This window comes from Bdellovibrionales bacterium (genome assembly GCA_018266295.1).
Taxonomy (GTDB): Bacteria; Bdellovibrionota; Bdellovibrionia; order Bdellovibrionales; family Bdellovibrionaceae; genus JACMRP01.
Genome location: JAFEAQ010000011.1, coordinates 207,273 through 229,504, shown reverse-complemented (window position 1 = coordinate 229,504; position 22,232 = coordinate 207,273). Strand labels below are relative to the sequence as shown.

General features: G+C 46.4%; 20 protein-coding genes. 10 read left to right on the top strand and 10 right to left on the bottom strand.

Going from position 1 to position 22,232, the window contains the following annotated elements; all coding sequences use genetic code 11:
* Positions 1-6: 6 nt before the first annotated feature.
* The 7 genes from JSU04_09780 to JSU04_09750 form a co-directional block, all read right to left on the bottom strand.
* Positions 7-3,723 carry a tetratricopeptide repeat protein gene (locus JSU04_09780; protein MBS1970588.1) on the bottom strand — a complete coding sequence of 1,239 codons (3,717 nt, stop codon included), beginning with the start codon at positions 3,721-3,723 and terminating at the stop codon, positions 7-9.
* 12 nt (positions 3,724-3,735) lie between these two features.
* Complete coding sequence (locus JSU04_09775; protein ID MBS1970587.1) at positions 3,736-4,233, bottom strand: biopolymer transporter ExbD; 498 nt, start codon at positions 4,231-4,233, stop codon at positions 3,736-3,738.
* Between the two features lie 3 nt (positions 4,234-4,236).
* Entirely contained in the window at positions 4,237-4,788 is a 552-nt protein-coding gene (locus JSU04_09770; GenBank protein ID MBS1970586.1) for a biopolymer transporter ExbD, read from the bottom strand.
* Between the two features lie 87 nt (positions 4,789-4,875).
* The gene (locus JSU04_09765) at positions 4,876-5,592 is read right to left on the bottom strand and encodes a MotA/TolQ/ExbB proton channel family protein (GenBank protein MBS1970585.1); all 717 of its coding nucleotides are present in this window, start codon (positions 5,590-5,592) and stop codon (positions 4,876-4,878) included.
* A gap of 15 nt (positions 5,593-5,607) precedes the next feature.
* Positions 5,608-6,189, bottom strand: a complete 582-nt coding sequence (locus tag JSU04_09760; protein ID MBS1970584.1) for a DUF4339 domain-containing protein — start codon at positions 6,187-6,189, stop codon at positions 5,608-5,610.
* Positions 6,190-6,199: 10 nt separating this feature from the next.
* Positions 6,200-7,258 (bottom strand): hypothetical protein, encoded by a 1,059-nt coding sequence (locus JSU04_09755; GenBank protein ID MBS1970583.1) that lies wholly within the window; start codon positions 7,256-7,258, stop codon positions 6,200-6,202.
* A 484-nt stretch (positions 7,259-7,742) separates the two neighbouring features.
* Positions 7,743-8,732 carry a nucleotidyltransferase domain-containing protein gene (locus JSU04_09750; protein MBS1970582.1) on the bottom strand — a complete coding sequence of 330 codons (990 nt, stop codon included), beginning with the start codon at positions 8,730-8,732 and terminating at the stop codon, positions 7,743-7,745.
* Between the two features lie 98 nt (positions 8,733-8,830).
* On the opposite strand from JSU04_09750, the gene JSU04_09745 reads away from it, so the two are divergent.
* From JSU04_09745 to infA, 3 genes are all read left to right on the top strand, one after another.
* Positions 8,831-9,364, top strand: coding sequence for a transposase (locus JSU04_09745; protein MBS1970581.1), 534 nt, complete (start codon positions 8,831-8,833; stop codon positions 9,362-9,364).
* Positions 9,365-9,574: 210 nt separating this feature from the next.
* The gene (locus JSU04_09740; GenBank protein ID MBS1970580.1) at positions 9,575-9,886 is read left to right on the top strand and encodes an RNA-binding protein; all 312 of its coding nucleotides are present in this window, start codon (positions 9,575-9,577) and stop codon (positions 9,884-9,886) included.
* Positions 9,886-10,107, top strand: coding sequence for a translation initiation factor IF-1 (gene infA / locus JSU04_09735; protein MBS1970579.1), 222 nt, complete (start codon positions 9,886-9,888; stop codon positions 10,105-10,107). The genes JSU04_09740 and infA overlap by 1 nt, the downstream gene beginning before the upstream one ends.
* A 37-nt stretch (positions 10,108-10,144) precedes the next feature.
* Here the strand turns inward: infA and mazG are convergent, their stop codons facing one another.
* Positions 10,145-11,026, bottom strand: a complete 882-nt coding sequence (mazG, locus tag JSU04_09730; protein ID MBS1970578.1) for a nucleoside triphosphate pyrophosphohydrolase — start codon at positions 11,024-11,026, stop codon at positions 10,145-10,147.
* Positions 11,027-11,138: 112 nt separating this feature from the next.
* Between mazG and JSU04_09725 the strand changes: the two genes are divergently transcribed.
* From JSU04_09725 to JSU04_09715, 3 genes are read left to right on the top strand one after another with little or no spacing between them, the layout of a single operon-like run.
* The gene (locus tag JSU04_09725) at positions 11,139-13,547 is read left to right on the top strand and encodes an HDIG domain-containing protein (GenBank protein MBS1970577.1); all 2,409 of its coding nucleotides are present in this window, start codon (positions 11,139-11,141) and stop codon (positions 13,545-13,547) included.
* The gene (gene ybeY / locus JSU04_09720) at positions 13,544-13,990 is read left to right on the top strand and encodes an rRNA maturation RNase YbeY (protein MBS1970576.1); all 447 of its coding nucleotides are present in this window, start codon (positions 13,544-13,546) and stop codon (positions 13,988-13,990) included. Before JSU04_09725 ends, ybeY begins: the two co-directional genes overlap by 4 nt.
* A gap of 15 nt (positions 13,991-14,005) precedes the next feature.
* Positions 14,006-14,689: a DUF4336 domain-containing protein gene (locus JSU04_09715; protein ID MBS1970575.1), complete on the top strand. Its 684-nt coding sequence runs from the start codon at positions 14,006-14,008 to the stop codon at positions 14,687-14,689.
* A gap of 177 nt (positions 14,690-14,866) precedes the next feature.
* On the opposite strand, the gene JSU04_09710 is transcribed toward JSU04_09715, so the two are convergent.
* Positions 14,867-15,307, bottom strand: coding sequence for a hypothetical protein (locus JSU04_09710; GenBank protein ID MBS1970574.1), 441 nt, complete (start codon positions 15,305-15,307; stop codon positions 14,867-14,869).
* Positions 15,300-16,301 (bottom strand): tryptophan--tRNA ligase, encoded by a 1,002-nt coding sequence (gene trpS, locus JSU04_09705; protein MBS1970573.1) that lies wholly within the window; start codon positions 16,299-16,301, stop codon positions 15,300-15,302. The genes JSU04_09710 and trpS overlap by 8 nt, the downstream gene beginning before the upstream one ends.
* Positions 16,302-16,600: 299 nt before the next feature.
* On the opposite strand from trpS, the gene prfB reads away from it, so the two are divergent.
* The 4 genes from prfB (at position 16,601) to bamA (ending at position 22,225) form a co-directional block, all read left to right on the top strand.
* Complete coding sequence (gene prfB / locus JSU04_09700) at positions 16,601-17,716, top strand: peptide chain release factor 2 (GenBank protein ID MBS1970572.1); 1,116 nt, start codon at positions 16,601-16,603, stop codon at positions 17,714-17,716.
* Entirely contained in the window at positions 17,716-18,945 is a 1,230-nt protein-coding gene (locus JSU04_09695) for an ABC transporter permease (protein MBS1970571.1), read from the top strand. The genes prfB and JSU04_09695 overlap by 1 nt, the downstream gene beginning before the upstream one ends.
* A 31-nt stretch (positions 18,946-18,976) precedes the next feature.
* Entirely contained in the window at positions 18,977-19,639 is a 663-nt protein-coding gene (locus JSU04_09690; GenBank protein MBS1970570.1) for an ABC transporter ATP-binding protein, read from the top strand.
* A gap of 177 nt (positions 19,640-19,816) precedes the next feature.
* Positions 19,817-22,225 (top strand): outer membrane protein assembly factor BamA, encoded by a 2,409-nt coding sequence (gene bamA, locus JSU04_09685; protein MBS1970569.1) that lies wholly within the window; start codon positions 19,817-19,819, stop codon positions 22,223-22,225.
* Positions 22,226-22,232: the final 7 nt, after the last annotated feature.

Here is a 22,232-nt window from a genome sequence, read left to right as displayed (position 1 = left end):
AAAAACTTATTCTTTCTCCAGGGACGTTACCTTACCTTGGTTCGGAATCTGTCCCTTCAGGATTGTTAATTTCTTACCAACCCATTCTTTTAAATCTGGTTTCGATGTGACTTTAGCAACTCTTTCGTACACTTGCTTAGCCGTACCGATATCAGATGACTTATAGACCTCAATCAAGTGGGCCTGTTGTAACATTATGTCTACATTGTCCTTTTTCTTAACGGATAATTCGGTGATTAACTGAATACCTTTCTCCGCTTCTCCGCGCTGTGCCCACGCTTCACTGAACAAAGGTCCCATGTTGTAAGTATACACCTGGTCCTGAGTCAGCCGCGAGAAATTCTCCGTAGAAGTGATGTAATCTTTTTCAGTGTATGCTTTTACGGCAGCGAAAGTTGAAATTTCTGCCGAACCTATATTCATGTCTACAACTTTGGCAAAAAACGGAATCGCCGCATTGATATCTTCGAGCTCATACATGAGACGGCCCTTCTGATACAGTACCAGTGCGTTCTCACTTTGAGTCTTCATGAGTTCATCAATGAGCCACATTGCTTTTTCGCGCTGTTCACGAACATCTGAAGCCAAGCTCAAGTAATACAGACCTAATGCACGCGTATCTTTGAATTTAGCTAGTTCTAAAGCCAACTTCTCGGTCATATCGTACTGTTTTGAGACATAGCAGTTATTCGCCATATCCAAGATAGATTGGATCTTCGCATCTTTCGTAGTGAAAGAGCGAGAGCAAACTTTAGTCTGGTTTTTCTGTACGCGTGACGGACTCAAATCAGTCTTCGCAGTCAAGTACGCTTCAAACTGACTTGCTGGAGGGTAGGAAGCCGAAGGCGCAATCGTTCCTTCTGGATTCATCTCTGAGTAGTCGCGGTCTTTACTGTCAGTTGTTGCGCGAACAACAACCAATGTTTTCAAGCGTGTTTCGTTCTCGGCTTTTTTGCCTTGAATAGGCGTTACGATCTTAGCGAGTTCACCTTTCAAAGTGTCTTTTTCAGCAGGAGTCAAACCGCCAGGCATAGGGATATTTTGCAAGCTATCAATGTAGTTTGCATAACAACGATCAAGGCCCGCCAAAGCTTTACGAACAACCTTTTCGTCTTTAGACATAGAAAGGACGTTCAAGTAAGCTTGTTGTGCTTTATCGAGCTTCTCAGTTTTAAGACCGAGAACCATTGCAAACTTATCCATTTTAGCTTTCACGCTTTGTTGAACCAATTCAGATTCCAAAACCTGAGCTTGGATCAAACGAGCAGGGGCTTTTTCTTCCGCAGTAATACCGCGGCCCATGATCTTTTTAGCAGCGTCGAAAGCAGCCGTTTTCTTACCAGTACTATAGAGTTTCTCTGCACGCTCCATAAGGATTTGCGTTGCATAGGGCTCCATATTGATAGCCAAGATCTTCTCTTGAAGATTTTGGTATTCTGGATTGTTTGTTTTACCACCGTAAGTCGCCATGATTTTTAAGATCAAACGAGCTTGGTTCTTTTTATCTGCATCTTTCATCAACGTAACATAGATGTCGCGTGATTCTTTGATGCGGCCTTCAAGACGGAGGAAGTCTGCAGCCAATTCAATATTGGTTTTAGCAGTTTTCTTGTCCATCTCAGCAATCATTTTCAAAGTCTCAGCGGCTTTTGTCAGCTGACCGATTTCAGCATAAGAACGAGCAGCATCCTTTAAGCCATCCACAGTCTTTTTGTCTGTAGGATATTTCTTAGCGTACTGAAGGCTCAATTCTGCAGCCTCAAATTGACGGCCGTTAGCATAGAGCAAGCTGAGAGCCTGCCACAAAGCATCTTTAGCCATTGGAGAGGTCTCATGCTCTTTAGAGAAGTCAATCAACTTACGGGCAGCCATAATTGGGTCTGCACCTTTAGCGACTTCTTGAATCTCTGCAAAGCTAGACTCTTCCATGATTTTATTCATAGATTTTTTGCGGTCATCGTTAGCACCTGAAGCGATGATTTTTTTAGAAAGCTTTTGCAAACCAGCATAGTCTTTCTTCATGTTGAGCATATCAAGCATCAAGTCTTCGGCTTTTTTCTTCAATTCTGGGTCTTTGTTCGAACCAGCAATTTGGCTCAACCATTTTTCTGCTTCTGGGAAGTTGTTTTCCTCGTAAGCGATATGGCCCATCTTAAAGCGAACATTCAAAGCGTATTTACCGTTTGGATGTTTCGTTAAGTAGTTGGTAGCGAGTTCTTTACGAAGAGCTTCCTTAGCTGGATCTTTTTCTTTGGATTTCTCCATAGACTTTTCGATCGCATACAAAGCGCCATAGTTAGCGTCGTGCTGAAGAGTTGGCTCTTGAGCGCGGTCACCAACGAATTTGTATTCTTGGCTTGCTTCATCGTATTTGCCCAATTGGAAGAGAAGCTCCGCAAGGGCAAAGTGAGTTTTCACATCTGGTTTAGATTGATCTTCGTTATCGAGGATCAAACGGAAAGACTTTTGTGTGAGATCTGAGAACGCAACGTTTTGCTTGTTCTTCATCCAGATTTCCCACCACTTTTTAGCGATGTCGAGAGAATTATGGCGGAAGTCCTTATCGCAATACTCAGCCGCGTCTTCTGGCTTTTGAGTAGATCTCCAAGCAGAGTTCGATTTGCAAAGCTCGCTAGCTGCTTGAAGGTGAGAGATCACTTTATCACGTTGTTTGAGGTCTTCATAGGCATCTACAAGGTAAAGGTTCGCTTTCACCAAGTAAGGATTTGAAGGATTTTTATCGATAAACTCACCCAAGAAGATTCCCATTTCCTTTTGACGGCTATGAGATTCATAGAGTTTTGCAAGATCGATCATTGCAGGACCGAGCTCGTTATTCTGAGTGATTTTTTCGAAGAAAGCATAGAGTTTGTCAGCAGGGTAGGAGTCACCAACGAAGATCGTCAAATCACGTAAAGCTTCTTTGCGGAGGTTGTGACGGTTTGTTGGAACTTCACCTTCTTGAAGTGGCGGATTTGTTTTTACCACCATCAAAAGACGTTTAATACCGTTGTCTGAATCTTTGAGGTTGTAGTAAGCCCAAGCAGCTTTATACAAACCGTAAGAGTAAACGCGGGATTTAGGCATTTTTTCAATTTTAAGGAATTGTTCCAACGCTGGCTGGAATTTACCTTGATCATACAAAAGTTCCCCGAGTGCCAACGTACCATCGGCGATCAGAGGAGATTTAGGGAACTTATCCACCAAACGGTTAAAGAGCACAGAAGCCTCTGTACCCTTACCAATTTGCTGGTGTGCAAACGCATTGTTGAAGAGAACAGCATCCATATCGCGGAAGTTCGGATGCTCTTTTTCCAAGCGAGTATAAATAGCAATAGCACGTTTCACGGCGTCTGAGCCGTGTTCATTTGGAATTGGGAATGAACTTTTTTGCAGAACAGGGTTGTTCGCGTTCATGTCGAAGAAGCGGCCCGATTTAGATCTGCGCATATAGAGCTCAGCAAGGCGGTACAATAGGTCCGCATTCTCAGGGCTGCCTGGCTTTTTGCTTTTAATAAGCTTTTGCAGGGATTCGATCGCTTTGTTTTCTGAACGAGTGATGAGAATCTCTGAAGTCAAAGCTTTTTTGTCATTTTCAGTTTCGCTGCCACCTTCACCAATGCGAACTTCAGGAAGAAGGCCTTTGCCTTCGTCCTTTTTCGCGAATGATGGTTGAGCAACTACCAATGAAGCAAGAAGGATCCAGAACATACGTGAGCTCATAAAAATCTCCGACTAGTTTCCGACAACAGTCACTAATTTCATCTGCGGAAAACCGGCCATCGAAGCGGTATACATAACCTTTCTCAATACTGAGTAAGGAAGAGCAGCATCCGCTTGCAACAAAATACGTCCTTCTTTAACGGCTGGGTTATCTTTCAATTTTTCATCTTTAGCGATTTTATCGAGTTCATCAAAAATCGGCTTAACGAAGTTGCTGTCATTCGGGTCGATGTCTTTTGACTCGAAGTTAGCATCTTTCATGTCAGCGATTTTTGTTTTATCAAGTTTTACCAACTCTTTAGAAACCGTCAGTTTAATGGATTCAACCGGGTTGGTCATTGTATTCGAGGACGGCAGTCTTAAGCCGGCTTCTGGGATTAGCTCCACATCTGAAGTCGAATAAGATTGCAGGAGGAACACGAGGAGGATCGTGAACATATCCGTCATAGACGTGATGTTCAGACCAAACGAGTTCTTTTGTTTTGGCAGTTCGTATTTACGTCTTGCCATGGCTTAGCCCTCCATTGTATTCGCGAAAGTAACCTCAGGAAACATATAGTCTGTCTGAGTTTCCTTGTTGGTTTGCTTGTCCGTGATAGGGAAGCGAATATTGTTGTCACGGCTACGGCGAGCTTCATCCATTACACGAACGATGTCGTTATAAGGAACGTTGCCATCCGGAGAGAGGTCCACTTTAAAAACTTCTGGGTTCTGTTGCTTTACAGCCACAAGTCTTGTGTGAAGCAAAGCGAAATCATAAGTACCGTCAGATTTCTTAGGTACCACTTCGCTGCTCTCTTTGCCGTCATTGTGTTTAACGACGATTTTTACGCCCTCTTTCTCTTTCACTTCGATCGAGATATGAGTGGCTTTTTCATCTTTTTCATTCTTTTCAATCGCTTGTTGAACGACCTGTGGCAATTGAGTTTCAATTGTCATCATTTGAACGAAAGCAGAAGATACGAGAAGAACCGGAACAAGTTTTACCATCACGGCAAGCAATGGCGCTAAGTCCAATTCGAATTCGTATTCATGATTAATTCTAATTTTCTTACCGCGTCTCATAAATATTCTCCACTTCTAGAACTGTCGACTCAGGCTAAGGACTCCAGCCCAAGGAGTCCTGCCTGTCGAGATTTACCAAAGCTTTAACTAAGAAGCTTTCACACCAGAAGATGGCGGAGTTGTGCCGGCTTTTGGCGCTGCAACTTGGTCTGGGAATACAGTTTGACGGTTCAAAGTAGGAATGTGCGAGCTAGTCAGCAACTCTGTCAACTTAGAGCACTTCTCAGAGATTTGCTCGATCAATTGATTTTGACGAGAAGTCAAGAATGAGAAGAACACCATTGCTGGGATCGCAACTGCGAGACCCAAAGCTGTTGTATACATAGATACAGAGATACCATGTGCCAACAATTGTTGTTTCATCGCTGGGTCAGCTTGTGCAACCGCTTGGAACGACAAGATCAAACCGTGGATAGTACCCAAAAGACCGAGCAATGTAGCAACGTTGGCTAACATTGAAAGGTAGTGAAGGCGTTTAGTGTACAAAGGAACGTTCTCAGACATCGCGATGTCATGAGCTTGGAAGATCGTTTCATCGTCGCGGTCCGCTTTCTCGAGGATTGTTTTGAAAGCGCGAGCCATTGGTTTTGATTCCATTTGCGCGCACATCAAAAGAGCTTCGTCGAGTTTTTTAGCCAAAACGAGATTTTGTGTTTTCGCCATGAAGTCATCAACGTTCATGCCGTAAGAGAAATAAAGAGTTTTAGCGCGCTCGAATACGAGCACCATAGAACCCACACCCGTAAGAAGGATAATCCAACCTACGACACCTGCATCATTGATAAAGTTTAAAAAGCCCTGCATATACGTTTCCTCCGATTACTTTTTTAATAACATATTCTTAATCTGGTCTTGTCCGGACTTTTGCACTTGGAGGAAACGAACAGCGTAATGCAAACCGGATTTGACGTTAATTCTTTGCTTAGTGAAGTTCTTTCTAATAACTTCGGCTTTTACATTAAAACCTGTAGGGTTATTAGAGCCATTTCCGCGGAAATGAATCACGATTTCCTGGCCTGGTAGCAGCAAGGGATCGTTTAAAAGCAACAACGCACCGTTATCGCTGATAGATGTACATTTTCCGTCGAAGAAATTGGCATTATTGTGAGCGTAGATGTCGATATCAACATCAATACGTGGAGAACCACGCTTGATGAAAGCACCTGACAAATGGTCCTGTGTCTGGATGAGACGGGCTAGTCTGTCTTTAGAAAACTCGTTGATGTCGCCCAGTAACATCCAGCTTTCCATGTGCGGAGCCCATACGTAGTTATAATCGTAGAGCTCGCCTGTTTGAATCATGTGAATGAGCGCACTGTACTCGTAAGGACCGTACTTCATTTCACCGCGAAGGATGTACCATTCATGATGACTAAAATTTGCTGCCTGCTGTGTGCTCATTTAATTCCCCTTAGTTTTTTACACCTTTTGGATCAAAGTTAATGCGAACATCTGCACCTGCTGCTGGAACTGCACTTCCATGGAAGGAAATAGAGATCGCAGAAGCATTGTAAGTCCAACCGTTCGTCGCATCATTAGGAACGGTTACGCCGTTCACTGTGACTACGATTGTTGATTCGATTGGTTCACGTGTGAGCTTAAATTCACTTGAAAGATCGACGATCGCATCAGCCAAAACTTTCAAACTGTCAGAGAAGTCATTGCAAAGGCTTGTTGCTTTACCGCCACTTGCGCTAGCCAAAGCCATATAGCGCTGACCGATCTTCTGCGCACCGTTTTGCAACTTGTTCAAGCAAGTGCTGTCGACGATGCTGATAGAGTTCACAGAGAAGTTTTTGCTTGCGCCAGCTGCGGCTGTGAAGTTTGTGAGGAAATCCATATAGTGTTGGATTGAATACATTGTAGGATCGTTGTAGTTCTCCATGAAGTTGTATGTATTCATACCGTTTGTATTATCGTTGTGAGAAAAGTCATCTTCGTCAGAAACAACGATCACCGCCAAGAAAGCATCTGGACGACGGAATGCAGAGTTGCGAGCATCTGACAAAGTCGCTTCGAAGCTAGAGAACGCACGCTCGTCACCAGAGCCGTTGATACCTTGCTTAATATTTTTCAAGAAAACATCAGAAATGTTTGGAGTGCTAGGGTCGATCACAAACACACCTGAGTGAGTTGAGCCGGCACCATCACGGATCAAAGAATAGTCTTTGTAGTCGAACACTGTTGGTTGGTTGGCTTTATGGTAAGGAGCCAAATATGCATCAGTCGTAGTTACAGCCATACGGAAGTCTGAGCCTGTTGCTACGAACTTATTGATAAACGCTGGGAAGTTGTTCGCCAAGTTTGTTTGCGAAGTTTCCATTGAACCGGAGTTATCGATCACCCACAAGATATCTACCTTGCGTGGAGTGTAGACTGCGTTTTGCTTGTAGCTGGATGAATCCGCCAACAAAGAGAAAGAGTCTGCAGATTTGCTACAAGCAGTGAAAGCCAAAGCTGCAGCGGCGATTGAGAGTTTAGTTAAGCGAGAATTCATAGTGAACCTCCAGTTCAAAAGACCTATCGTCTAGATCTTCGGACAGTTTAATAGGCTCTGAGGACAAAATCGAAAAGGCCAGGAAGTGCTTGAAAGCACTTGGAGTTTGGTCCAGAAATCTCACTCTGGGATTTGTTAAGTGATGGAGTTTGCTGGTGAATCTCGAAAAATATAATTTTCAAAAAATTTTTCTGGTGGCGAACTGTTTGACGGTATTTCAGATCTTCCAAAGTCGATCCACGCGGGTGTGGAAAGAATGTTTAATAAAGCGCCAAAACTTCTGACACCGGGGTCTCGTTGTGGACTTTTCTCATGTCGTAGCAATGAGTTATTAGTGTCCACTTTTTAGCGGAGCGGATTGAGAAAGTTAGAAGTTGTTCATTTTGGTCGAGCTTCGAACATTGGCGCAGAGATCGCATGCGCGCGAGTTTTGCTCAAGGCTTACGTTGGTCGGGTGTTAGTTTCTTTCTACTACGAGTTGAGAAATAGATTTTTCAATAACATCTTTATTCGAACTGTTATTAGTAGCAAAGTTATTGAGTGCTTTTAAAGAGAGATCGTTTGGATAGAGGATTTCTCCAAGGCGAATGATACTAGTTCGAACGCGAATAGGATTAGTATTTTCAAGATTTTCTATAAGAAAATGCTGATAGTTTTCGAGAAAGAAATTTTCAAATTTCAAAACTTGTGGAAGTAGGGCTTCAAGCTTTTGTCGATCTTCTTTATTGTCTGGAGCCATGTACGCAAGTTTTGTTCGGCAAAACTCCGTAGTAGTCTCAAAATCAGTAGCAATCGGCCCGTCAAAAAATGATTTAAAGAGATTTACCACGTGGTTTTTAGTTGGAACGTAGGTATTTCCCTTCCAGGCAATGAGTCCGGTTGCCATCCAACCTGTGAGAACCACGATTTCTTTAATGGAATTAAATTGCTTGCCGTTGTGACTAATTTTCTCGCGCCAATCGTAGCCCTTAAGGGAACCGCTATCGTCTGGAAAATCCATAGGCCAAGTGTATGGCTTTGTTTTACGAGTTAGTTGCATTCTTAAATAACCAGAGTGCATTCTGCGATAGATATAGTCTTCCATAGACGGCGATGGGATTTGCAGATGAACTGGTTCTCCAAAAACATGGAGGTAGTTTTCGCGCATTCCAACCTCTCCCATCTCCAAAAGACTTGGGAGACCTCGGAATGCGATATCTAATGCGGGTGTGATATTTTCTAGTTGCCGGTTAATTTCTTCGCCAAGTTTCTCATTTTCTTTTGAGAGGTTTTCATCGAAAACAAAATATAAATCGAGGTCAGAAGTTGAAACAGCATAACCATTTGCGTAGCTTCCAGTCACATAAACGCCCAAAATCTTTTTAGGAAATCTTTCTTGAATCGTCTTGATAGCCTCTAAAATGGCAGTGTCAGCGACTAATGATTTTGTTGAGTTTAGTAATTTCATTTCTCATATCAAGTACCGAGTTTTATCTCAATAGTCACTCAATAAAATGTCACTTTTTGTAAGTGGAAATACCATCGCTACTTTGGTAGAAACAAAATATGAAATCGCGCGGTCCGCAGATGAAATTTCAGGATCAAAGTATCAAGCAAATGCATCAGTTTGGTGGGTCATTGCTTAAAAATAGCAATGCGAAGACGAAGCGGCCCATCAGTACCAAGCATGCGATGCATGTGGTGCTTCGATCGAGTCTTGCGCGTGGGGAGTGGTCGCTTCGCTCCGCTAAAAATCTGAGAATGGTGGAGAAAACTGTTCGCACGCAGGCTCAGAAGTATGGGATTAAGATCTATGAGTTTGCTAACGTCGGGAATCATCTGCATCTCCTTATCAAAGTCGGCAATAGACACACCTTTGCGCCGTTTATGCGCGCGATTTCAGGCATTATTGCGCTCAAAGTGACGGGGGCTCGCAAGGCCAAGGAGCTCAAACAGAAATTCTGGGATTATCGCCCTTGGAGCCGTGTTGTTCAGTGGCGAAAAGCTTATTCTGTCGTCAAAGATTATGTCGTTCAGAACCATCTTGAGGCTATTGGGGCTGTTCCTTATCAGCCGCGCCGACGCCGGGCCCCGGCTTGAAACCATGGTGAGATGCGTTTGTTTCGGGTGCCAAGTCGCTCTCATTGCTTCTAAGGCTCCAAATTAACCGTAATACACACTGACACATTTCGAAGTACCCTTCAGAGCCATTCTGTGGTTTACTGGTTACTCAATTAGTCCGTTCAGATCGTTCATTAGATGTCCTTTTGTCCTTCGAGAATGGCCCCACAGCTTTTTAAGGAGGCATATATGGGAAAAAAACTTTACGTAGGTAACCTTTCATTTTCAATCGATTCAGATCAATTGGCTGACGTTTTTGCAGAATTCGGCACTGTTGAATCTGCGAACGTTATCACTGACCGTGAAACAGGCCGTAGCAAAGGTTTCGGTTTCGTAGAAATGGCTGCTGATGAACAAGCGCAAGCTGCAATCACAAAATTGCACGGTTCAGACCTTGGTGGTCGCGCGATGAACGTTTCTGAAGCAAAACCACAAGAGAAGCGCCCAGGTGGCGGCGGACGTGGTGGCTTCGGCGGTGGCGGCCGCGGTGGTCGTTACTAGTGGCTAAGGATGATCTCGTATCGGTCGAGGGGAAAGTAACTGACCTCTCTGCCGGTGGTGTCTACTTCATCGACCTAGAAAATGGCGTTCCTATCAAAGCCCGCCTCTGCGGCAAGATGAAACGCTTCAATATCAAAGTCGTCGTAGGAGATCGAGTGACCGTCGGAGTTTCTCCGTACGATCCAACACACGGTCTCATCACTCACAGACATAAGTTCTAAATAAAAAGAGCGGTTGAAAAACCGCTCTTTTTTTATTCTAGGACTTCTTCGCAAGCTGCCAGAACTTTTCTTTGTCTTCATTCGACAAAGCGCCAAACTTTTTCAGCACATCATCGACTTCCGCCGTCGGCGCCTCGCTCGCGCGATAACCCTGAATCATCTTTTCAAAGCGGCCCAAGAAACGCGCGTTTGCTGTTCGTAAGACTTGCTCCGGATCGAGCTCGTAGTGACGTGCCAGTTGCGCCACCGAGAACAGCACATCGCCGAGTTCGTGTTCAATCTCGCTCATCACGTCGTTGTCCATCGCTTCTTGCAGCTCGGCGATTTCTTCTTCGACCTTGAGCCACACATCCTGCGGGCCATCCCAGTCGAATTTCAGCTTGCGCGTTTTCTCACCAATCGTCATCGCGCGCTGAAGAGCGGGGAGTGCGGACGGAACATTGATCAACGCCGCCTTTTCTCCGCGGGCGGCTTTTTCGGCCTTCTTGATCGCTTCCCAATTTTTCCAAACTTCATCGATACCGCTGACATTCACACCGCTAAAAACATGCGGGTGACGGCGCACGAGTTTTTCAGAGATATTTGCGACCACATCATTGAAGTTGAAAGAACCCTCTTCTGCAGCCAATTGTGCATGCAAAACCACTTGGAAAAGCACATCGCCGAGCTCGTCTTTGAACTTGGCGCTTGAAGAAATAAACGAATCAGAGTTGGGGCCCGATTTCTCTCGGGAAACTTCCCTTTCCTCTAGGGCCTCGACCATCTCGTGGGTTTCTTCGATGGCATAACGCGCTAAAGTGCGATGATTTTGTTCCTTGTCCCAGGGGCACCCGTTGGGGCCACGAAGGTCTGCCACGATATCGACCAAAGCTTGAATGGACTCACGATTATCTTTGAGATTTCCTGGACCTTTTGGCATATTAAAACCACCTCGACAAAGAAAGAGATTACCCCAAGAAGTAGCACATAAGCCTGCGGATTTCGACAAAAAATCCGAAAAGCAGTATGATGATTCGGGGGCCAAAAAGCTGATGCCGTTGCACAAGTTCGGACCTAAAAAAACAGACGCGCCTCATAAACGTGTCAACTACGAAGACCATAGCTTGAAGTTCCGCGAGTGGGCTGACCACTTGGGAATCGAGAAGACTTTTTTTGGCCGAATGCTTTCCTCTGTTTACCAAGAACTGGAACGTCGTTTTTACATTAAACGTATCGCAACGATTTTCGCTTTTTGTTTGGTCTTGTCCTATCTGATTTTTTTCCAGCTCGAGCTGCCTTATGACTTCCGCGTCGGCGATGTCGCAAAATACGATGTGGTGTCGCCGTTCAGCTTCGAAATGACCGACGAGGTTACTACCGAAGAAAAACGTCTGCGTGCGGAACTCACAGTCCCGGTGGTTTATGACTTCGACACCTCAGTTTTTGAGCGTGTTTCCAGTGGCGTCTATAGATCTTTCCGGACGCAAAGATCCTTCCTGCGGGAAGTGCAATGGCCGAAGAGCCTCAAGGGCCGCGAAGAAGCCATGCGAGACTTCTTTCAGCACAAATCACAGTTTGAAAAAGAGCTCGGTATCGGTGTTTCTGATTTCATGTACGAGTGGCTGGTGGAAAACCGTTTCAATCCACGCATTGAAAGTGCGGTTGTTCGCAATCTTGAAAACTGGTACGAAAAGAAAATCGCAGAGGCTCCGGATCGATTCATTCCGAGCAATCAGAACACCGTTGTTGCGCGTGTGATTCATAAAAGCAATTTAGGCCGTGAGTTCAATCTGCCAAAGACAGAGATCCTAGATCTGCAGAACCCGGATCACTTCGAAGGAGACTTCTCGCGCGGCGCTGAGAAAATGACCGAGAGCGATCGTGCAAATATCTTGTATTTCTCGCGCTCGCTGGTCGTGCCGAATTTAACCCTCAATAAGCAAGAGGCCGCCTCGCGCAAGCAGATCGCTCGGGAAGCGATTATTCCTGTGAACATCACCATCAAGAAAAACCAGGTGATCGTACCGCAGGGGAGTGTTGTACAGCCGTTCCAGATGGCGATGATCCGTCAGATCCAGGCGATTCAGGCCGACCGCCGCGGCAACTTAATGACATTCTCGTTGGCGCTCTTTCTGACATTATTGATTATTGTTTTTGCCTCTTACATGCGTCGTTTTACGCTGAACAAGGTCCGCGTCTTTCCGAAAGACTCGATGGTGATGATGCTGATTATTCTGTCGGTGATTCTCATCACGAAGATTTACCTCTTTGTGACAGATGCGGCATTTGCGGCGAAGTTCGGTCATATTTTAACGCCAAAAGTATTCTTGTACGCGGCTCCGATGGCGGCGGCTCCGATGATGATGGGTCTGCTGGTCACTTCAGGTGAGATCGTGTGGCTGTTTACGGCCTTCACCGCATTCTGTGCCGGCATCATGACGGATTTCAGTTTCAACTTCATGCTCGTCACAATGGTCGGCGGTATCGCCGGAGCCCGTGGCGTGTTCATGTGTAAAACGCGCAATGATATTTACTGGGCGGGGATTCGTACCGGTCTCGTGAATGCCTTGCTTGTCGCCTTCTTGATGACGGTTAGCAAGATCGAGCAAGAAGGGGCATTGAATGAAGTTTATGTCACGATTCCTGCGGCGTTTGTTGGCGGGATCTTTAGTGCTCTTGTGACGATGATGATTATTCCGCTGCTTGAATCCGTGTTCAATTACACCACGGACGTGAAGCTGCTTGAGCTCAGCAACTTGAATCATCCGCTTCTCAAAGAAATGATCGTGAAAGCTCCAGGGACTTATCATCACTCGATGATGGTGGGCTCGATGGTGGAGGCCGCCGCTGAAGAGATCGACGCGAATCCGCTTTTGGGTAAAGTCATGTGCTATTACCACGATATCGGTAAGACCGAGCATGCGAATTACTTTATTGAAAATCAGAAGCCCGGCCATAACCCGCACGATCACATATCGCCGTTCATGAGTAAGACTTTGCTCGTGGCGCACGTAAAAGACGGGGTTGAGCTCGGCGTGAAGTTCAAGCTCGGAAAGCCGATCATTGACGGCATCATTCAACATCATGGCACGACGCTGATTTCATTCTTCTATAATAAAGCTCTCGATCTGAAAAAACCGGACGACTGCGAGATCTCTGAAGAGGATTTCCGTTATCCAGGTCCGAAGCCTCAGTTCCGTGAAGCGGCCCTTTGTATGCTCGCAGACAGTATTGAAGCTGCTGCGAGGTCGTTGGATGAACCCACGCCAACACGTTTACAAAACATTGTGCGTAACGTGATGCAAAGAAAATTCCAGGACGGGCAACTGGACGAGTGTAATCTGACGTTGAAAGATATTTCGAAAGTTGAAAACGCTTTTACACGCATTTTGCTGGGGATCTATCACCAGCGTATCGATTATCCGCGCGCAGCTGGCGGTGGATTGGGTGAAAAGACGTGAAGGTTCTTGTCGTCAACCAAAGTGCTCTGAAAGTTCCGCGCAAGTTTATTCAAACTTGGTGTGATCAAATCGAAAAAGAATTTCTTAAGAAAAAAATCTTCAATAAAGCCACTGCGAAAAAAGAACTCACAGTGGTTTTCCTGGATCCTAAAGAAGCCAAAGCAATGAACAAGCAATTCCGTGGCAAAGACTACGCGACGGACGTGCTCAGCTTCGAGAGTATGGCGCCGGATTCCTTAGGGGAGCTTGTGATGTGCCCTCAGGTTTTGGTGAAACAAGCCAAAGAGCACGGTCTTAAAAACCGAGAAGAACTCGGGTATATGTTGCTTCACGGGATTTTACACCTTCTAGGTTACGATCATGAGACATCTTCCCAAGATGCTGAAAAAATGTTTAGCATCCAGGATGCAGTCTTTGTTAAGCTTCTTGCTAAGAATATCTAGCAAGGGGATCTGTAAATGCTAAAAGCCGTGGCTGATGGATTGTGGGTGGCGGAGGACTTTTTAAAAGCTCCGGCCGGAATGAAAATGGCGATTCGTTCAACCATCATAGCACTCGATGCAAACAATCTGATGGTGATTTCTCCGATAGAACCGACTCCGAAGCTTGTTGAGGCTATCAGTGATATTGGCATGGTAAAGTACATTGTGGCGCCGAATGGAATGCATCACCTTTATGTGAATAAATTTGCTGCGAACTTTCCTGAGGCTGAAATCTGGGGCCCTGCGGATCTTCACGCAAAACGCAATGACATTCAATTCAGCGGTGTTCTTGATACCCAAGAAGTTATGCCGTGGGATCATTACGTTGAAATGCATTCGCTCAAAGCTCGCGCACCGATGTTTGAAGAATTTCTGTTTTTTCACCCGAAAACAAAGACGCTGATTGTGACGGATATGATGTTTAACTTCCATCACTTCGATAATTGGCTGATGAAATTAATCGCAAAAATTAACGGTGGCTACAATCGTCTGGCAATGACCCGCATCGGGAAAATGTATTTCAATAATAAGGAATCTCTGAAATCAGCCGTCCGTCAGATTCTTGACTGGAAGCCTGACAATCTGATCGTCGCCCACGGAGACATCATTCAGGGCGGAGCAACGCCCCAGCTAGTAGCTGCGACGGAGCGCATGAGATGAAGTTTGGTTTAGAAAGAGTCTTCAAGCCTTCAGTTATGGTCGTTATTATTTTCTAGGTACCTAAAGCCAATCCGTCTATAAGACGACCCGGTCGTATCATAGACGATTCGTCCCCGAGAACATGTTTTAAGTAAATAAATCGGATTCGGGGCGGAAGCCCTGATGAGCTAGCGATCTTTATTTCCCGCCGCAATTGCGTAAATCAAACAGGGTATAGCCTATGGACTGCTGCGTGCCGATGGCTTCGCAGGCAGTAACGCCGCCGAGGCTGAGTTTTTCGGTGGCTTTCTGGGCTTTCTCCATCACATCTTCATTCATCAAAAGCGTATCAACTTTGAGGTCTTTTGCCGCTCCGATCATGGCGTAGTAGCCAGGTTTTCCGGAGTAGGCTCCAAACAAGATTGGTTCCCACAGACGTTTCTTTGTTGGCGCCTGGGGAAGAGGCATGTTTTCGTCGGGAATGCGTGGGGATGACTTCTTCGGCGGTGGAGCGGGCGCGCGCACAAGTTCGCAGTTCGGCCCGAAGTCCATGCCCTTGGGTTTAATGCCGCAATCAGTGGCGAATGTTTTGGCTGACAGCAATAGTGTGAAAATCAAAATCAAAATCATTCTATTCATAGGGAATTAGCGCCATCACTTCACGCACTTCTTTCAATGTTTGCGAAGCGCGTTCGCGAGCTTTGTGGCTTCCTTTCATGCAAATTTCTATCACGTGTTTTGGGTCCTTTGCATATTCTTCGCGACGGCGGCGGATTGGTCCAATGAATTCTTCGAGGATCCCCGTGAGGCGTTGCTTGAGCACGCCGTCGCCGAGACCGCCACGGCGGTAGTGGGATTTCAACTCTTCAAGTTCTATTTTATTCGTGTCAAAGACATCAAGGAAGCTAAAGACCACGTTGCCTTCCACTTGACCGGGATCCGAGACTTTCAAGTGATTCGAATCGGTGTACATCTTCTGCACCTTGGATTTGATCATGTCGGCGGTGTCAGAAAGTAAAATCGCATTGCCTGCAGATTTACTCATCTTGGCTTTGCCGTCGACACCCATCAAGCGGCCGGTGGTACCGACCATGCTTTTGACCTCTTTGAGGCACGAAGTTTTATAGAGGTGATTAAATCGGCGGGCGATCTCGTTGGTTTGCTCAATCATCGGATTTTGATCTTCGCCCACGGGAACAAGGTCCGCCTTGAACGCCAAAATATCGGCGGCCTGGCTGACCGGGTAAACGAAGAATCCCGCAGGCAGGCTTTCTTCCATGTTCTTTTGCTTGATTTCCTCTTTCACTGTCGGATTGCGCATTAAGCGCGACACGGTGACGAGGTTCATGAAGTGCATGCTGAGCTCAAACAGCTCTGGGATCTGCGACTGAATAAAGATGGTGTTCTTATCCGGGTCCAAGCCCACAGCTAAATAATCCAAAGCGACTTCTAAGATATTGTCGCGGACTTTTTGCGGATTATCGAAATTGTCGGTCAGTGCCTGGGTGTCGGCGATGAGTAAGTATTGCTGGTAATCGTGCTGAAGTTTTACGCGATTGGCGAGGGAACCCACGTAGTGGCCAATATGCAACGGGCCTGTTGGGCGGTCGCCGGTTAAAATAACGGGTTTCATAAAATTTCCTTTATGGAATTAAAGTTATGCGAAATTCAAAGTGAAATACAAAGTAAATTGCTGCGAGAAGCAGCCAGAGATGTTAGGCGCGCAGGCGCCAATTTACAGATAAAAATGGAGTGTGAAGAGTCGAAGTGAGTTCCATAGATCTGAGTATAGCGCGAGTCGCATGATTTCGCAAACCGTCATCTTAGCGCTCAAACCCGCGTAACGGGGCCAAAATATTGACTCCGGGGCTGCTCCCTATACACTGGGGGTCTTGTAAGGAACGTCCATGTCAATTGTTACGGAACTATCGGATATTAAAAGAAAACTCACGGACCTTGAGAAGTTCGGCGACGAGCTTCGGGGGTATCTTTGACCTAGAGAAAAAGCAGAAGCGTTTGGCGGAGCTCGCTATGGCCGCAGAAAATCCTGCTATCTGGGAAAAGCCTGCAGAAATGCAGAAGATCAATAAAGAAAAAACAATCTTAGAAAAAGCCGTCGGTGAGTGGAAGTCCTATAGTGGCCGCCTTGATGATGCCAAAGTCTTGCTTGAAATGGCCGTTGAAGGTCAAGACGAAGCCTCTTTTCAAGAAGTCAAAACCGAAATCCTCGCGATCGAAAAAATCGGGCAGGAATTAGAACTCAGTCGCTTATTAAATGGCGAAACGGATTCCAACAGCGCTTACTTGTCGATCAACTCCGGTGCCGGTGGGACTGAGTCCTGTGACTGGGCCGAGATGCTCATGCGGATGTACACGCGCTATGCGGATCATCACGGCTATCGTGTAGAAATTCTTGATATGACCGAGGGCGAAGGTGCCGGAATTAAATCCTGTACAATGCTGATCGAAGGCCCTTACGCTTACGGTTACTTGAAAGCGGAATCCGGCGTGCATCGCTTGGTGCGTATTTCGCCGTTTGATTCGAATGCCCGCAGACACACGTCGTTTGCCTCGGTCTTCGTGTGGCCGGAAGTGGATGATGATATTAACATCGAAATCCGTCCTGAGGATTTGAAGGTAGAAACTTTCAGATCAAGCGGTGCCGGTGGTCAGCACGTTAATAAAACCGATTCAGCGGTTCGTATGTACCATTTGCCGACGGGAATTATCGTCAGCTGTCAAACTCAGCGCAGTCAGATTCAGAACCGTGAAAAGGCTTTGAAAATGTTGAAAGCGGCTCTCTATGAAAAAGAGCTCGAAAAACGCAACGCTGAAAAGGACGCGATGAACGCGACAAAGAAAGCCAACGAATGGGGCTCGCAAATTCGTTCGTACGTGATGCATCCTTATCAGCTCGTCAAAGATCACCGCACGGATTTTGAAACAAACCAAGTCGACGATATCATGGATGGCGAGCTCGATGAGTTCATCATGTCTTATCTAAAATCTAACTTCGCAAATGCCACTCCGGCGCCGGCGGTGCCTTAGTGAAACAACTTGTCTGGATTGCCTACCGTTTGCTGTTTTCAAAGCGAACTTTGTTCGGGGGATCAGCAGTGCTTTCGTTGGTAGGACTTGTCCTGGGTGTCGGCGCGCTGGTTGCTTCGATGGCGGTGATGAGCGGCTTTGAATCCACTTTGCGTTCAGCAATGGCGGATGTCACGGGTCACGTGCAGCTAGTAAAGCGCGCGACCTTTCAAGAACCATGGCAAGAACTTGAAGCTAAAATTCGTAAACAAGAACCGACACTCGTTTCCTCGGTACGCTTTTTAAGAACGGAGGCGGTGCTTGCCCATCAAGGAGTAATCCAGGGTGTGATGATTCAAGGGATCGACGAAGAGCGTGCGCCGAGTGTGCTGAATTTTTCTTCGCGTCTGGTGGATGGACAGCTGGATTTAAAAACGGACAGTACTGGGAAGACTCCCGTACTTATTGGTAAGCGCATTGCTCAGCGAGTGGGTTTGAAAGTTGGTGATATTTTCCGTGTGGTGATGCCGATTCCGGATCCGATTGATCCCGGCCGTTTTCAGCGCCGGATCGCCGAGTTTCAAGTGCGCGGCATTTTGGATATGGGAAAAACCGAGTGGAATGAGCGCATGATTATTTCGCCCCTGGCGGCGGCTCAGCAACTGGTACAGATTGGTGATCGTTACAGCGGTTTGCTTTTGAAATTCCAAGACATCAACTATGCGCGCACGGCGGCCTTTAATATCAGCCAAACGCTGGGGCCGAATTACTGGGTCAGTGACTGGCGTGATCTGAATGAGAATCTTTTTGAAGCCGTTAAAATTGAACGTGTGGTGATTTTCTTTGTGGTGTTGATCATTGTTGTGGTCGCCGCCTTTAACGTTTCAAGCACACTGTTTGTGAATGTGGTTCAGCGCTATGCTGACATTGCGATCCTAAAAGCGTTGGGGCTTCCGCAGAAAAGTATTTTGAAAATGTTCAGCGTGCAGGGGCTTCTCATGGGCGGTGTGGGGCTTGGACTTGGGACTTTGTTTGGTTTGATCTTATGTCTTGGTTTTACTGTGATTCAAAACTCACTCGGACTGCTTTCCGGCTCTGTTTATCGCATTGATTCGATTCAGGTCGAAGTGCGCTTCATTGATTGGCTTTTCATCGCCGTTGCGACGATGGTTATTTGTTTTGTGGCAACATTGGCCCCGGCATTGAGAGGTTCGAAGCTCAACCCGGTGGAAGGATTAAAATATGGTTAACCCTGGCTCTCCGACAACCGCACCAGCATTGATTCGCGCGGATTCCATTGTGAAGTCTTACCCGCAAGGGGACGGTGGAGAGTTGCAAATCCTCCGAGGTATGTCTTTAGACATTCAAGATGGAGAGGCGATTTGTATCCTCGGCTCGTCCGGGGCGGGGAAGAGCACGTTCTTGCAAATTTTAGGAACGCTCGATCGCCCACAAAGCGGGCAACTTTATTTCCATGATCACAATCTGCTTGAAATGGGGGACGAGGAGCTGGCGCTTTTCCGCAACGAAAAGATGGGTTTTGTATTTCAGTTCCACCATTTGCTTGCTGAGTTCACAGCCCTTGAGAACGTCATGATCCCATGCCGTATTGCCGGTGAGTCCATTCGTGACGCTAAAGACAAAGCTACTGAATTGCTTTACCAAATGGGGCTTGGCTCAAGAATTGAGCACTATCCGTCGCAGCTCTCTGGCGGGGAATTGCAGCGGGTTGCCATCGCGCGCGCGCTGGTTCGTCGTCCGAAAGTTCTGTTCGCCGATGAGCCGACGGGAAACTTGGACATGCAGAACAGTCAGCGAATTCAGGATCTGTTTTTTGAACTCAAAGAGCGCATGGGACTGGCCCTTGTTGTGGTGACTCATGATCTGACTTTTGCACAAAAATTCCCCAAAATTCTTCGCATGAAAGATGGTCAGTGGATCTGAGGCGTTTTGTTATGTTTGACAAGACCTAGGTCTTGGGCTACGCTTTCCCTTTATTTTCGTAAGTATTCAAAATTTCTAAAGAATTTTGAAAGCTCAAGATGAAGGAAGAGAACTTTGCGATCACAATCTCAGCACAGAAGTCAGCTTCGATTTCAGCTTCAACAAACACTCCGCGTTCTGCCGTTGATTCTATTGAGCTCGCAACTTGCGTGGGCGCAGGCAAAACCTGCTGCGACTAAAAAAGCCCCGGCAAAGACGGCGGCGACAAAAACTACGAAAAAAACCAATGGCACTGCAAAAACACCGGCGCCATTAACTCGCGAGTTGATGATCAAAAACATCGACGTTGCGGGCATGAGAAAGCTCGAGAAAGATGCGATCTTGAATCGTATCGTCAGTAAGCCTGGTGAAGCTTATTCCGATGAAAAACTTCGCGACGACGTGAAGGCCCTGTTCAAGAGCGGCTACTTCGTCAATGTCGAAGTCGACCGTCAAATTACTGGCAGCGATGTCAACCTGACTTATCGTGTGACCGAGAAGCCTTCGATCGTTGAAATCGTTTACGAAGGCAATTCCGAAGTCAAGAGCGATGACCTTGCCGAAAGTGCCGGGATTAAGGCTTACGAAATTCTCAACATGAGCAAGATCAAAGAGGCGACGGAGAAAATCCAGAAGCTCTACGAAGACAAAGGTTTCTTCCTCGCGAAAATCGATCCTGTTGTTGAAGACGTGAAAAAGGACGAAACCGTCCGCGTGGTTTTCAAAATCAAAGAAAACGAAAAAGTAAAAGTAAAAAAGATCACGATCCTGGGCGCGAAGAAGCTTTCTGAAAGCACGCTCAAAGGAAACATGATCACGAAAGAGGGCGGCTATTTCTCTTTCATCAGCGGCTCGGGCGCCTACAAGCAAGAGGCTTTCGATCGTGATACGCAAGCCCTTCGTTACGTATACTACAATCAAGGTTATATCCAGGCAAAGATCGACCGTCCGCAAGTGTATGTAACTCCGGATAAGAAGAGCATCTACATCACCATGCGCGTGGAAGAGGGCGAGCAGTACACCGTCGGTGAAATCGACTTTGGTGGCGACGTTCTTTTTGCCAAAGACGAGCTCTTTGAAACGATTAAGCTCACGCCGGGCAAAATCTTTGCTTACGATGTTTTGTACAAAGATCTGAGTGACCTTCAGGCAAAGTACGGTGACTTGGGTTATGCGTTCGCCAACGTGATCCCACGCACGCGTATCAACGACAAAGAACTCAAAGTCGATTTGCTCTTTGAGTTTGATAAGGGCAATAAAGTTTATCTCGGCCAAATCAACGTGATCGGTAACACGAAAACCCGCGATAAAGTGGTTCGTCGTGAGTTGAAAATCCGCGAGGGCGAACTTTACAACGAAACTCGTCGCCGTCAGTCGCTTGAGAACGTACAGCGTTTGGGCTTCTTTGAGGAAGTGAACTTCAAGACTTCAACCTCTCCGGATAAGCCGGATATCCTCAATATGGATATTATGGTGAAAGAGCGTAACACCGGTCAGATCCAGTTGGGTGCGGGTTACGGAACGGTGACGGGCTTTACTTTGCAGGGGTCCGTGAATCAGACGAACTTCCTCGGGAAAGGTCAAAACCTCGGGGCGTCGTTGAATATTTCCAACACCGGCAGTTACTACAACTTTACATTTACTGAGCCTTATTTCCGCGACAGTTTGTGGTCTCTGGGTGGCGAGCTTTATCAAAGTTCTGACACGGGTCGTACCACATACGACGAATTCAGAACGGGTGGCGCGGTCAGCATGGGGCATCCGCTGGGTGAGTGGTGGCGTGGAATTCTTCGTTACAAACTAGATAAAACCAAGCTTCGTGAAGTGGAAATCAACGGTGTATCGCAAACGGATCCTGATGTCTTCCCACTCGAGACAGCAAACGGTTACACAAGCTCTCTGACGACGACGTTGCAATACGATACTCGTAATGACCGTTTCATGACGAGCAAAGGGATCTTGACGAGCTTCTCTTATGAGTACGCGGGTCTTGGTGGCGATTTGAGATACCAAAAAGGCACGGGCATCTTCCGTTACTTCCAGAATATTTTCTGGGACGTGGTTTGGAGAAACTCTCTGACATATGGAAAGATCGAGAGCTTGGACTCTTCGAAGAAGCCGCCATTCAATCAGTTGTATCTTTTGGGTGGTCCTTACTCTTTGCGCGGTTATCGTCCGTACACCGTGGGTAAACAGGTTTATTCAAACAAAGCTTATAGCGATAATATTGCGAAGGGTTTGACGCCGGAGCAAGCCGCTGAACAAGCGATGGTTTTCTACGGCGGTCAACAACAATTGATGTATCAAACAGAGTTGCAATTCCCACTCATCAACGAAGCCAAGATTATGGGTGTGGTGTTCTACGATATCGGTCAAGCTGAGGACACGCTCTCAAGCGATCGTTTCTTTGCCGACGTCGGTTTCGGGATTCGTTGGTTCTCGCCAATCGGACCTCTGCGCTTCGAATGGGGCTTCCCATTGAACCGCGACCCTGTATATCATAAAGACACGATGATTTTCGACTTCTCGATCGGAACGCCATTCTAGAATGGTT

Excerpts from the sequence above, each read along its gene's own strand:
- JSU04_09780 (MBS1970588.1), bottom strand. The coding sequence starts at position 3,723 with ATGAGCTCACGTATGTTCTGGATCCTTCTTGCTTCATTGGTAGTTGCT.
- JSU04_09775 (MBS1970587.1), bottom strand. The coding sequence starts at position 4,233 with ATGGCAAGACGTAAATACGAACTGCCAAAACAAAAGAACTCGTTTGGT.
- JSU04_09770 (MBS1970586.1), bottom strand. The coding sequence starts at position 4,788 with ATGAGACGCGGTAAGAAAATTAGAATTAATCATGAATACGAATTCGAA.
- JSU04_09765 (MBS1970585.1), bottom strand. The coding sequence starts at position 5,592 with ATGCAGGGCTTTTTAAACTTTATCAATGATGCAGGTGTCGTAGGTTGG.
- JSU04_09760 (MBS1970584.1), bottom strand. The coding sequence starts at position 6,189 with ATGAGCACACAGCAGGCAGCAAATTTTAGTCATCATGAATGGTACATC.
- JSU04_09750 (MBS1970582.1), bottom strand. The coding sequence starts at position 8,732 with ATGAAATTACTAAACTCAACAAAATCATTAGTCGCTGACACTGCCATT.
- JSU04_09745 (MBS1970581.1), top strand. The coding sequence starts at position 8,831 with ATGAAATCGCGCGGTCCGCAGATGAAATTTCAGGATCAAAGTATCAAG.
- JSU04_09740 (MBS1970580.1), top strand. The coding sequence starts at position 9,575 with ATGGGAAAAAAACTTTACGTAGGTAACCTTTCATTTTCAATCGATTCA.
- mazG (MBS1970578.1), bottom strand. The coding sequence starts at position 11,026 with ATGCCAAAAGGTCCAGGAAATCTCAAAGATAATCGTGAGTCCATTCAA.
- JSU04_09725 (MBS1970577.1), top strand. The coding sequence starts at position 11,139 with ATGCCGTTGCACAAGTTCGGACCTAAAAAAACAGACGCGCCTCATAAA.
- JSU04_09715 (MBS1970575.1), top strand. The coding sequence starts at position 14,006 with ATGCTAAAAGCCGTGGCTGATGGATTGTGGGTGGCGGAGGACTTTTTA.
- JSU04_09710 (MBS1970574.1), bottom strand. The coding sequence starts at position 15,307 with ATGAATAGAATGATTTTGATTTTGATTTTCACACTATTGCTGTCAGCC.
- trpS (MBS1970573.1), bottom strand. The coding sequence starts at position 16,301 with ATGAAACCCGTTATTTTAACCGGCGACCGCCCAACAGGCCCGTTGCAT.